Below are 12,670 nucleotides of genomic sequence, written 5' to 3'. Positions count from 1 at the left end.
TTTTCCTCCGCATTTGCGAGACTTGATTTTTAGCGTTATCTTTGTCAACATATAACCTTAATATTCCTATTCATGGTACATCTCTTAAAAAACAGTCTGCTCCTGGTTCTCCTGAGCTGCCTGTGCCTGACCAGCGCACTGGCAAACGACACCGCCGGGCAACCGGAAAAGCCTTACTGGCAAGACATTCAAGTGATTTCGGTGAACAAGGAAGCTCCCCGCTCCTCGTTCATGACCTACGGCGACCGAGCTACGGCCCTCACCGCCCGTTACGAAAACAGTCCCTACTACCAGCTGCTGAACGGCACATGGAAGTTCTACTTTGTCGATTCCTACCGCCAGCTTCCTGCCGGCATCACCGACCCGTCGACCGACACTTCGAACTGGGCCGACATCACCGTGCCCGGCAACTGGGAAGTGCAAGGCTTCGGCACCGCCATCTATACCAACCACGGCTACGAGTTCAAACCACGTAACCCGCAACCGCCGCTGTTGCCCGAAGCAACTCCCGTAGGTGTCTACCGCCGCGACTTCACCATCCCCGACGGCTGGGACGGACGCGACGTCTATCTGCACATCGCCGGAGCCAAGTCGGGCGTGTATGTCTATGTCAATGGCCGCGAAGTGGGCTACAACGAAGACTCCAAGAATCCCGCCGAGTTCCTCATCAACCCCTACCTGCAATCCGGCAAAAACGTGCTGACGCTTAAAATCTACCGCTGGAGCACCGGCTCTTATTTGGAATGTCAGGACTTCTGGCGCATGAGCGGCATCGAACGCGACGTCTTCCTGTGGTCGCAGCCCCGCATCGCCGTGCAGGACTACCGCATCGTTTCTACCCTCGACGACACCTACCGCAACGGTCTCTTCCGCCTGGCCATTGACCTGAAGAACCACAGCGGACAGGCCAAATCCGTCAGCATCGGTTACGAACTGCTCGATGCCGCAGGCCGTACAGCCGCCGCATCCGAACAAACCCTGACGCTGAAACCCGACGGACCCACGACGGCCACCTTCCAGAAAGAACTGGAAAACGTCAGCACCTGGAGTGCCGAGCATCCCAACCTCTACAAGTTGCTGCTCACCGTCAAGGAAGACGGCCGGGTGACCGAAGTCATCCCGCAAAACGTAGGTTTCCGCCGCATCGAAATCAAACCCATCGACCAGATAGCCGGAAACGGACAACCTTACACCGTGCTCCTGTTCAACGGACAGCCTATCAAGCTGAAAGGTGTCAACATCCACGAGCACAATCCTGAGACAGGCCACTACGTGACCGAAGAACTGATGCGCAAGGACTTCGAGCTGATGAAACTGAACAACATCAACACCGTCCGCCTGTGCCACTATCCGCAGGATCGCCGCTTCTACGAACTGTGCGACGAGTACGGACTCTACGTTTACGACGAGGCCAACATCGAGTCGCACGGCATGTACTATAACCTGCGCAAAGGCGGCACCCTGGGCAACAACCCCGAATGGCTGAAACCCCACATGGAGCGCACTGCCAACATGTACGAACGCAATAAGAACCATCCTTCGGTCACCTTCTGGTCGCTGGGCAACGAAGCCGGAAACGGATATAACTTCTACCAGACCTACCTCTATCTGAAAGAAAAGGAAGAAATGAACCGCCCCGTCAACTACGAGCGCGCCCAATGGGAGTGGAACTCTGATATGTACGTACCTCAGTACCCCAGCGCCAAGTGGCTGGAAGAAGTAGGAAAAACGGGCAGCGACCGTCCCGTAGTGCCTTCGGAGTATTCGCACGCCATGGGTAACTCCAACGGTAACCTGTGGGACCAATGGAAGGCCATCTATAAATACCCCAATCTGCAAGGTGGATACATCTGGGACTGGGTTGACCAAGGCTTGCTCGTCAAGGACGAGAACGGTACACCCTATTACGCCTACGGTGGCGACTTTGGTAAAGACATGCCGAGCGACGGAAACTTCTTGTGCAACGGTATCGTAGGACCCGACCGTACACCTCATCCAGCCATGGCGGAAGTGAAATACGCCCACCAGAATGTAGGTTTCGAAGCTACGGACCTGGCCAAAGGCAAGATTAAAGTAACCAACCGCTTCTACTTCACCGGTCTGAAGGACTACGCCATCCGCTATGCCATCCGTGCCAACGGCAAGACGCTGCGCGACGGCCGCCTCACACTCGACCTCGCACCGCAGGCTTCGCAAGAGATTAGCGTACCCGTGGCAGGACTCAGGCCCCAGACAGGCACCGACTACCTGATAGACTTCGAAGTAACCACCACACGGGCCGAAGGCTGCATCCCCGCTGGACACGTCATTGCGCACGACCAGTTCGTCCTGCCGCAAGTGCCGACCGACAAGGACGCTTATCAGGCCGGTGGTCCCGCACTCAGCATCGACAACGAGGGCAACGAACTGAAGGTTACCTCCTCGAAAGTCAACTTCACGTTCAATAAGCAGTCGGGCATCCTTACGTCCTACCGCGTGAATGGTACCGAGTACTTCAGCGACGGATTCGGCATCCAGCCCAACTTCTGGCGTGCTCCCAACGACAACGACTACGGAAGCGGAAACCCAAAACGACTGGAGATATGGGAAGTATCGAGCCGCAACTTCCAGGTATCAAGCGCCACGGCCGAAATGTCGGGTCGCAATGCACTGGTGAACATTGTCTACAAGCTGCCTGCCGGAAACGAGTTCTTTATTACCTATAAGATATATCCCGACGGCGTGATGAATGTGTCTACCCGTTTTACTCCTGCCCACCTGGACGGTGTGAAGATAGACATCTCCGAAGCTACCGCCACGGCCACCTTCTCGCCCGGACGCGATGCCCAAAGCGTCAGCGCACGCGACAAGATGGTAGTGCCCCGCATCGGTGTCCGCTTCCGTCTGCCTGCCACGATGAACCAGCTGGCCTACCTTGGCCGCGGACCGCAGGAAAACTACTGGGACCGTAAGGCCGGCAGCCCGATAGGACTGTACAACAGCACGGCCGACGACGAATACTTCCCCTACGTACGCCCGCAGGAGAACGGTCACCACTGCGACACACGCTGGCTCTCGCTGAACGGACGCGGAAAGAGTCTGCTGATTGTAGCCGACAGCCTGATGGAGTTCAACGCCCTGCGCAACTCCGTTGAGGACTTCGACGCCGGAAAGGCCATCAACCGCCCCTACCAGTGGAACAATTTCACTCCGCAGGAGATAGCCAACCGTCCCGAGATAGGTGCTTACGACAAACCTCGTCAGACGCACATCAACGACATCACCCCGCGCGACTTCGTTGAGGTCTGCCTCGACCTGAAGCAACAGGGACTGGCCGGTTACGACAGCTGGTACTCGCGTCCCGAACCCGAATACACCCTGCCTGCCGACCGCGAATACACCTGGGGATTCACCCTGATACCCGGAGCAGGAGCCGGTCAGGCGGTGAAGAAGTTGAAATACACTTACTAATCGACTAATTTATTATCTTAGTTCTTGGCAAGTATACGATTTACTTTTATCTTTGCAACCATCAGAAGCAAAAAGGCATGGAGAAAGAGAAAAAGTACATTGTATACTTGCTTTTTTTAGTCAGCATCATCATGCTGGCTGTACCCGTCTTTCCCCATCATCACCATGCCAACGGCTTCATCTGTATGAAGAACGATGTAGAGCCTAGCTGCTGCCACATACCTCACCACCATCACCCGGCCGGACATCCCAACTGCTGCCACGACAAGGGCTGCATCGTCAGTCACTTCCTGCAGCGCACCCCGCGTACCGAGCGTCAGGCTCCCGTGCTGAAACCCGTCCTGCTGCCCGCCGCACTCAGCCCGTTCATCAGACAACTGGCCGCCTTCGACGAGCCTTGTCTATCTGACTCATACTCACCCTACATTGAATCGCTGCACGGCGTCTATATCGTCCGTGCCTCAGGATTAAGGGCTCCTCCCAGCCTTCTTGCGTAATTGTCACGGTGTGCCTTCGCGCATATTGCAACCCGGTTGCACATCCGTATCACTACCTTTGCAGCCGGAAAAAGCATAGCATTAGTATTTAGCAAGAACTTAATCCATTTATATCAATGAAGAAACTGATATTTTTGGGAGTCCTCGTCGCATTGTCGCTGGGCTCCTGCAACAGCCGGTCCGCCGATACGCACGACGGACACAACCACGAGACCGAGAACCACGACCATGAGGCCGAACTGCATGAAGAAGCAGACGAGCACGACGGTCATAATCACGAAGCCGAAGAAGCCCATAGCGCCGGCAGTGGCGAAATAGTCCTTCCGCCCGCCAAAGCCAAGGCCGCAGGCGTTGAAGTAAATACCGTCAAACCGGGTACCTTCCATCAGGTCATCAAGACGAGCGGACAGGTACTGGCCGCACAGGGCGATGAAAGCGTAGCCGTTGCCACAGTGGCCGGTGTCGTATCGTTCCGCAACAAAAATGTAGTCGAAGGCATGCAGGTGGGCAAGGGAAGCCCGCTGCTCACCCTCTCGTCGCAGAACATGGCCGAAGGCGACCCCGTACAGAAAGCCCGCATCGCCTACGAAGTCAGCAAGAAAGAGTACGAACGTATGAAAGCGCTGGTAGCCAGCAAGATTGTTTCCGAAAAGGAATTTGCCCAAGCCAAACAGGCATACGAGAATGCCCGCATCAGCTACGAAGCCGTAGCCCGCAACCACACCCCGCAGGGACAGACTGTCACCGCCCCCATCGGCGGCTACGTCAAGAGCCTGTTGGTGAAGGAGGGCGATTACGTCAGCGTAGGCCAGCCATTAGTCAGCATCACGCAGAACCGTCGTCTCTTCCTCCGCGCCGATGTGTCCGAGAAATACTACAACGCCCTGCCCTCCGTGGCCTCGGCCAACTTCTCCACTCCTTATAATAATAAGGTATATAGCCTGACAGACCTGAACGGCCGCCTGCTGTCCTACGGAAAGGCTTCGGGCGAGGGCAGCTATTACATCCCCGTTACCTTCGAGTTCGACAACAAAGGCGAAGTCGTTCCCGGCTCCTTTGTCGAAATCTATCTACTTACCACGCCGATGGAAGGTGTCATCAGCGTACCCCGCTCGGCCCTCACCGAAGAGCAAGGCAGCTACTTCGTTTACCTGCAACTGGATGAAGAATGCTACCAGAAGCAACTTGTTACCCTGGGTGCCGATGACGGCGAACGGGTACAGGTACTCACCGGCCTGCACGCTGGCGACCGTCTGGTGACCAAAGGTGCCTACCAAGTGAAACTGGCAGGGGCTACAAATGCGATACCGGCACACAGCCATGAACACTAATTAAACGAAAAATGAAGAATGGAAGCTGCGCTTCCTAATGAAGAATTTTCCATACACAAGAATTCTTCGTTCTTCATTCTTAATTCTTCATTTAACAAGTTATGCTCAACAAAATCATACACTTCTCCCTTCAGAACCGCATCCTGGTGCTCGTAGCATCGGTGCTGTTGCTGATTGGCGGTACTTACACCGCCTTGCATACGGAAGTAGATGTGTTCCCCGACCTGACGGCTCCCACCGTAGTGGTGATGACCGAAGCCAACGGCATGGCAGCCGAAGAAGTGGAACAACTCGTCACCTTCCCCATCGAAACCGCTGTCAACGGAGCCACACACGTACGTCGTGTCCGCTCCTCCTCTACTCACAGTTTCTCCGTCGTCTGGGTCGAGTTCGACTGGGATACGGACATCTACCTGGCTCGTCAGATTGTCAGCGAGAAACTCTCGCTCGTAGCCGAAGAACTGCCGGCCGGAGTGGGCAAGCCTACACTGGGTCCGCAGTCGTCCATCCTCGGTGAAATGTTGATTGTCGGACTGACAGCCGACTCCACCTCCTTGCTCGACCTCCGTACGCTGGCCGACTGGACTATCCGTCCGCGCCTGCTCTCTACGGGTGGCGTGGCACAGGTAGCCGTACTGGGTGGTGACATCAAGGAATACCAGATACAGCTCGACCCCGAACGGATGCGCCACTACGGCGTCACGCTGGGACAAATACTGGAAGCCACCCGCGGCATGAACCTCAACGCCAACGGCGGTGTCATCTACGAATACGGCAACGAGTACATCGTCCGCGGACTGACTGCCACGACGAATACGGAGTTGCTGGGAAAAACCGTGGTTAAAGCTACGAGTGATGAGCTACAAGCGACAAGTGGTAGTGGCAGCAACTCGTCACTTCCAATTTTATTGGAAGACGTGGCCGACGTACGCATCGGTGCACAGACGCCCAAGTTAGGTCTGGCTTCGGAACGCGGCAAACCCGCCGTACTGCTCACTGTAACAAAGCAGCCTGCTACCAGCACCCTGGAACTGACCGCCAAACTGGAAGCCTCACTGAAAGACTTGCAGAAGAATCTGCCCCCCGACGTGAAAGTTTCGACCGACATCTTCCGCCAGAGCCGCTTTATCGAGAGTTCGATTGGCAACGTGCAGAAGTCGCTCATCGAAGGTGGTATCTTCGTGGTCATCGTACTGTTCCTCTTCCTGGCCAACGTACGTACTACCATTATCTCACTGGTCACCCTGCCCCTGTCACTTGTCGTTTCCATACTGGTACTACACTACATGGGGCTGACCATCAACACCATGAGCTTGGGTGGTATGGCTATTGCCATCGGTTCGCTGGTCGATGACGCCATCGTCGATGTGGAGAATGTCTACCGCCGCTTGCACGAGAATCGCCTCCTGCCGCCCGAACGTCGCCTGCCCATCCTGCAGGTGGTATTCAACGCTTCGCGCGAGGTACGTATGCCTATCCTCAACTCCACGCTCATCATCGTGGTCAGCTTCGTGCCCCTGTTCTTCCTGAGCGGTATGGAAGGACGAATGCTGGTGCCGCTGGGCATCGCTTTCATCACAGCCCTGGCCGCCTCAACGGTAGTGGCATTGACACTGACACCTGTGCTCTGCTCGTACATGCTGCGTAATAAAGAAGACAAACATTCTGAAGAAATTCAAGAACTTCCTGAAGTCACCGCTAAAGACTCCTCAGAGTCACCTGCATCCCCATCCAGAAATACCAATGGGGCCAATTCGGGCGACTCTGCCGTGGCCCGCACGCTGAAGAAAGCCTACGGCGCACTGCTCGAAAAGGCTTTGCATCATAAACGCGCCGTACTGGGCTGTACCATTGCCCTCTTTGCCGTCGCCTTAGGACTGTTCTTCACGCTGGGTCGCTCGTTCCTGCCGCCGTTCAACGAAGGCTCGTTCACCATCAACGTCTCTTCACTGCCAGGCATCTCGCTCGAAGAAAGCGATGCTATCGGACGCCGTGCCGAAGAACTGCTGCTTACCATCCCAGAGATACAGACCGTAGCCCGCAAAACCGGACGCGCCGAACTGGATGAGCACGCCTTAGGCGTGAATACCTCGGAGATTGAAGCTCCTTTCGAACTGAAAGACCGGCCGCGCAGCGAAGTCGTGGCAGAAGTTCGCGAAAAGTTGGGAAGCATCGTCGGAGCCAACATCGAGATAGGCCAGCCCATCAGCCACCGTATCGACGCCATGCTGTCGGGTACGAAAGCCAACATCGCCATCAAGCTCTTCGGCGACGACCTGAACCGCATGTTCGCCTTGGGCAACGAGATTAAGGACAAGATACAAGACGTTGAGGGCGTGGCCGACCTGACAGTAGAGCAGCAAATCGAACGTCCGCAGCTCACCATCACGCCCCGCCGCGAGATGCTGGCACGCTATGGTATCACCCTGCCGCAGTTTGCCGAATACGTCAACGCCTGTCTGGCGGGTGAAGCCGTTTCGCAAGTCTATGAACAGGGTAAGTCGTTCAACCTGACCGTACGCATGCGTGATGACTTGCGCGACCATGCACAGAAGATAGGCAACCTGATGATTGATACGGGTGACGGATTGCAAGTGCCGCTCAACTACGTGGCCGACATCCGCTCGACCATGGGACCGAACACCATCAGCCGCGAGAACGTAAAGCGTAAGATAGTCATCTCGGCCAATGTTGCCGACCGCGATCTGCGCTCCGTAGTGAACGACATTCAAGAACGTATCGACACCCAAATTCAACTGCCCGAAGGCTACCACGTAGAATACGGCGGACAGTTTGAAAGCGAACAGGCAGCCAGCCGCACGCTAATGCTGACATCGTTCATGTCTATCGTTGTCATCTTCCTGTTGCTCTACCACGAGTTCCGCAGTACGAAGGAGAGTGCCATCATCCTCATCAACCTGCCACTGGCACTGATCGGTGGTGTGTTTGCTCTGTTGCTGACCACAGGCGAAGTGAGCATCCCAGCCATCATCGGTTTCATCTCGCTGTTCGGCATCGCTACCCGAAACGGCATGCTGCTCATCAGCCATTACAACCACTTGCAACGCGAAGAAGGCTATGGCATCTACGACAGCGTTCTGCGTGGTTCGCTCGACCGTCTGAACCCGATTCTGATGACAGCCCTCAGCAGTGCTCTGGCCCTTATTCCGCTGGCTTTGGGCGGCGACCTGCCCGGCAACGAAATACAAAGCCCGATGGCCAAAGTCATCCTGGGCGGTCTGCTGACCTCGACGTTCCTCAACGGATTCATCATCCCGATAGTTTATCTGCTAATACACACCAAGAAAGAATGAAGAAAATAGTAATCATTTGTGTATGCCTTGCCCTGGCGGCAGGGCTACACGCCCAAAACAGCATTGAAACCATCCTCACCCAGATAGAGCAGAACAACCGGCAGTTGCAAGCCAATGCCCAGAATGTGAATGCCCAGAAACTGGAAAACCGGACAGCCAATAACCTGGCCAATCCAACCCTGTCGTACGCTCATCTGTGGGATTCGGACGACAAGAACATCACCGTGGGCGAAATGGTCATTGCACAAAGTTTCGACTTCCCGTCGCTCTACATCACCCGCGCCCGCATGAACCGCTACAAGGCTCAGTCGCTCGACGCCCAAGCCCTTGCCCTGCGTCAGGACATTCTGCTGCAAGCACAGGAAGCCTGCCTCGACATCATCATGCTGACCCGTCAGCAGTCCCTCCTCGACGAACGTCTGAAGAACGCCGAAGAGCTGGCAGCTTTCTACAAGAAACGACTGGAAACCGGTGATGCCAGTTCGCTGGAAACCAATAAAATCAATCTGGAACTGCTGAATGTACGTACCGAAGCCCGCATGAACCGTACAGCCTTGGAAAACAAGCTGCGCGAACTGACCGCCCTCAACGGCAACCAGTCGCTCGTACCCGGCCGTCCTTTGGCCGAAGGAGCTGCTACGCCTCATGCACTCAACCTGGGGCTTACCGATTATCCCGATGTCCCCCTGCCTGCCGACTTCGGCCCCTTGTGCGACGAGCTGCTGGCTTCCGACCCTACCCTGCTTGCCCTGCAGAACGACGGTGAAGCTGCACGCCGCCAACTGTCTGTCAGCCGTCAAGGCTGGTTGCCCGACCTGGAACTGGGATATCGGCGCAATACCGAAAGCGGACATCCGCTCAACGGGGTGGTAGTAGGTTTCTCCTTTCCTATCTTCCAGAATCACGGAAAGGTAAAAATGGCACGCTCGCAACTGCAAAGCATCGATTACCAAAAGGAGAATGCTCGACTGAGTGCTTCCACCGCCTTATGGCAGCTCTACGAAGAAGCTTCCAACCTGCAAGCCTCCATACACGAGTATACCGAGACTTTCGGCCGTCAGCAAGACTTGCGCCTGTTGCGCCAGGCACTCGAAGGCGGACAAATCAGCATGATAGAGTATTTCGTAGAAGTATCCGTAGTCTACCAAAGCCAAACGAACCTGCTGCAACTGGAGAACCAGTACCAGAAAGTAATGGCCAGAATATACAAGAGCAAACTTTAAATAATGAAGAATGGAAAATGAAGAATGGAAAAAGAAAAAATTCTTCATTCATCATTCTTCATTTCCCAAGCTTTCCGGTTGCTCCGGTACATAACTGCTCCGGATGCGCCACTCCTGCGGATAAAGATTATTGGCACGATTGCCGATGTTCTTCACAAATCCAAGAGGGAAACCACGGTACGTAAGAAATACAAAACCGCGAGGGGCTGTGTCCGAAAGGACTACAGCCTCTTTGCGCAAATAGGCAATAGCAGTAGGATAATCCACCTCTTCGCAGGCAAAAGCATCTTGCCGAAGCAGGCTACTCATGGCCAGCGCATGGGCGGGAATACAGTCTTTCCCTTTCACTCCAGCCACTTCTACACCTGCCTGCATCACTTTGACATGCTGCTTCAAAGCTGTCAACAAAGGTAGCCATGCCGTAGGGAAAGCCGCCAGCGTCTGTCCTTCGGGCACTAAGGTGTAACCTTCCGCATCACGCAGCCAGCCTTGCACCATTGCCAACTGTTCCTTTCCGAAAGCCGATCCCGAAGAAGCCTTTCCGCCATTTCCTTTCTTCCCGCGCTGTTTGCCAGCCGACTGTCTATCCGCGTTCATCCGTCCCGTTTGCATCATCGATATGTCTTCGCTTTCTGTTTCTTCTGCCTCACCAGCCTTACGCAATACAGCCAGGAAGAATCCTTCTCCCTGCGTCTTATGTGGTAAGAAACGGTAGACAGGGAAATCTTCTCCAGCCAGCAAATTGCCAGTGATCCCCCATTCAGCTGGCACGTCGAGCGGCAGCACTTCGGCTCCCAACTCCCGACACAACCAACGCACATTTTCTTCGTTCTCTTTCGTATTATAGGTACATGTACTATATACCAACAGTCCACCCGGCTTCAGGCAAGGCCAGATGTCTGTCAGGATACGCCGCTGACGCTGCCAGCAGATTTCGACATTCTCCGCACTCCACTCGCTTATGGCAGTCTCGTCCTTACGGAACATGCCTTCGCCCGAACAGGGAACATCGGTCAGAATAAAGTCGAAAAGGTGTTCCAAAGGTGTGAAATCGGAAGGATCGCTATTTGTCACCATCACATCAGGATGCCCCCACTTGGTCAGATTCTCGGCCAGTATCTGGGCACGGTTGCGCATCACTTCGTTGGCTACCAGCAAACTGCCTTCGGGCAACAGGCTACGTACATGGGTAGACTTTCCGCCCGGAGCTGCACAAAGGTCAAGCGCAGCCAACGGTCTGCCCGGCAGGTAACGCTTCAACGCCTGTTCCACAAACATTGACGACGCTTCCTGCACGTAGTAACAACCGGCATGAAACAACGGATCGAAAGTAAATGCCGGACGCTGGTTCAAATAGAATCCGCATTCCGCCCAAGGCACTTTGTTCAATGAAGAATGAGAAATGACAGAAGAAGAATCTGTACACTTTTGGGCATTCACACGTATGCTGACCGGCTGTTCCGCCTCCAGCAGAGCCGCAGCCAGACTGTTATATTCTTCCTCGCCCAACAAAGCGCGGGTATATTCGGTAAATAAAGGAGGTAATTGCATGATAATCTTCTATCTTCTCAAATTTCTTATAATGCAGCAATTTCTTCCATGCTCAATCCTGTACTTTGAGCAATAAGTTCAATAGAAACACCGGCTTCCTTAAACTTGCGTGCCAATGCCTTCTTCTCTTCTGCACGGCCTTCTGCAAGTCCTTCCGCACGGCCTTCCGCAAGCCCTTCTGCACGCCCCTCCGCACGACCTTCTGCACGCCCCTCCGCACGGCCTTCTGCACGGCCTTCCAACTTGGCAGTATCCAGCACATCATTCTGTATCATCACGGCATTGATATGCTCGTCGTACACATGACGTTCCTTGGGCGACATATTGTAATACTTCAGTTTTTCCCTTGCCTCGGCCAATCCCGGTGCCGTGGTATCAGAACTGATTTCGCCACTTTTCAGATACGAGATCCATTCCTCCAGCGGTGTCTTTGCTACCTTATTGAACTCGTTCACCCTAATCAGGTAGTATTCGGGGAACACCTCGCGCGGCATCTTGCGAATGATTGCTCCTTCCTGCTTGGCCGAAATGCTCAATTCGTCGCCGGTATGCACCCCAACAAAGTTTGTCACTCCGTGATACAAGTAGTCACTGCCTTTACCGATGTCGAAATAGAGAATACTGATGGAATATACCTTTTTCACCTCTGCATACGAATTCCCCAAAGAGATGTGCTCCGTAATGGCTTTCGAAACACCATATAGCACTCTCTCCAGATAGTACAGTTCTCGCGTATTCTGTATCTCAACAATGATGATGTCCCCGTTCTCCTCTTTTGCCTTGATGTCCACACGATTGAACTTATCATCATAGTTCGTCTGGTTGGCTTCGCTTTCGAGTATTTCCAGAATGGTGATTTTCCGTTCCAGCAACACGGTGAGCAAGCCTTCGAGTACTACAAAATTGGCCTTATCTCGCAACATACGCTTCATGGCCCAATCGAATCGGATGTATTTATCTTGCATCATGAGGAAGAGGTTTTGAGTTTATAAGTCTTTGAGTTATTGAGTCTTTATTTTCTGGAGTATCTTACCAGATGCAGCAAATATACGAAAAGGTAGTTGCAGCGGCAAATGAAAACAGGGTTTTCTAAAAAAGTTCTTCGTTCCAAGTTTCCCAGTTAGGGAATTTCCATTCCCTAGTTAAGAAATTCTCGTTCCCTAGTTAGGGAATTGCGGTTTCTCAGTCAGGCAATAAAAAAGCTTCTTCCCAGATGCCGCATACGAGTAATGTATATCCGATTGAATTCTATACATTCCGCATCATGCGCCTCTGAAAAGAAGCTTCTTCATTCAACCCCTACA

The 12,670-nt window shown here is 53.9% G+C and carries 7 protein-coding genes; 5 read left to right on the top strand and 2 right to left on the bottom strand.

The annotated features are described in order from the left end of the window. Positions 1-72: 72 nt before the first annotated feature. The 5 genes from BQ5591_RS06310 (at position 73) to BQ5591_RS06290 (ending at position 9,815) form a co-directional block, all read left to right on the top strand. Complete coding sequence (locus tag BQ5591_RS06310; RefSeq protein ID WP_071148801.1) at positions 73-3,450, top strand: glycoside hydrolase family 2 TIM barrel-domain containing protein; 3,378 nt, start codon at positions 73-75, stop codon at positions 3,448-3,450. 77 nt (positions 3,451-3,527) lie between these two features. Next, positions 3,528-3,947: a DUF6769 family protein gene (locus BQ5591_RS06305; protein WP_071148800.1), complete on the top strand. Its 420-nt coding sequence runs from the start codon at positions 3,528-3,530 to the stop codon at positions 3,945-3,947. Positions 3,948-4,063: 116 nt separating this feature from the next. Further along, complete coding sequence (locus tag BQ5591_RS06300; RefSeq protein WP_071148799.1) at positions 4,064-5,278, top strand: efflux RND transporter periplasmic adaptor subunit; 1,215 nt, start codon at positions 4,064-4,066, stop codon at positions 5,276-5,278. Between the two features lie 101 nt (positions 5,279-5,379). Then, positions 5,380-8,592: an efflux RND transporter permease subunit gene (locus BQ5591_RS06295; protein WP_071148798.1), complete on the top strand. Its 3,213-nt coding sequence runs from the start codon at positions 5,380-5,382 to the stop codon at positions 8,590-8,592. After that, entirely contained in the window at positions 8,589-9,815 is a 1,227-nt protein-coding gene (locus BQ5591_RS06290) for a TolC family protein (RefSeq protein ID WP_071148797.1), read from the top strand. Before BQ5591_RS06295 ends, BQ5591_RS06290 begins: the two co-directional genes overlap by 4 nt. A gap of 51 nt (positions 9,816-9,866) precedes the next feature. Here the strand turns inward: BQ5591_RS06290 and BQ5591_RS06285 are convergent, their stop codons facing one another. Next, a complete protein-coding gene (locus BQ5591_RS06285) occupies positions 9,867-11,366 on the bottom strand; it encodes a methyltransferase RsmF C-terminal domain-like protein (protein WP_071148796.1) in 1,500 nt (499 codons plus the stop codon). Positions 11,367-11,392: 26 nt separating this feature from the next. Next, the gene (locus BQ5591_RS06280) at positions 11,393-12,331 is read right to left on the bottom strand and encodes an Rpn family recombination-promoting nuclease/putative transposase (RefSeq protein ID WP_071149361.1); all 939 of its coding nucleotides are present in this window, start codon (positions 12,329-12,331) and stop codon (positions 11,393-11,395) included. Between the last annotated feature and the right edge of the window lie 339 nt (positions 12,332-12,670).

This window comes from Bacteroides ndongoniae, from assembly GCF_900108345.1.
In the GTDB taxonomy this organism is placed as follows: Bacteria; Bacteroidota; Bacteroidia; order Bacteroidales; family Bacteroidaceae; genus Bacteroides; species Bacteroides ndongoniae.
This window is presented reverse-complemented; position numbering and strand designations above follow the sequence as displayed.

Coding starts and splice junctions, on each gene's coding strand:
- BQ5591_RS06285 (WP_071148796.1), bottom strand. CDS start 11,366: ATGCAATTACCTCCTTTATTTACCGAATATACCCGCGCTTTGTTGGGC.
- BQ5591_RS06310 (WP_071148801.1), top strand. CDS start 73: ATGGTACATCTCTTAAAAAACAGTCTGCTCCTGGTTCTCCTGAGCTGC.
- BQ5591_RS06295 (WP_071148798.1), top strand. CDS start 5,380: ATGCTCAACAAAATCATACACTTCTCCCTTCAGAACCGCATCCTGGTG.
- BQ5591_RS06290 (WP_071148797.1), top strand. CDS start 8,589: ATGAAGAAAATAGTAATCATTTGTGTATGCCTTGCCCTGGCGGCAGGG.
- BQ5591_RS06280 (WP_071149361.1), bottom strand. CDS start 12,331: ATGCAAGATAAATACATCCGATTCGATTGGGCCATGAAGCGTATGTTG.
- BQ5591_RS06300 (WP_071148799.1), top strand. CDS start 4,064: ATGAAGAAACTGATATTTTTGGGAGTCCTCGTCGCATTGTCGCTGGGC.
- BQ5591_RS06305 (WP_071148800.1), top strand. CDS start 3,528: ATGGAGAAAGAGAAAAAGTACATTGTATACTTGCTTTTTTTAGTCAGC.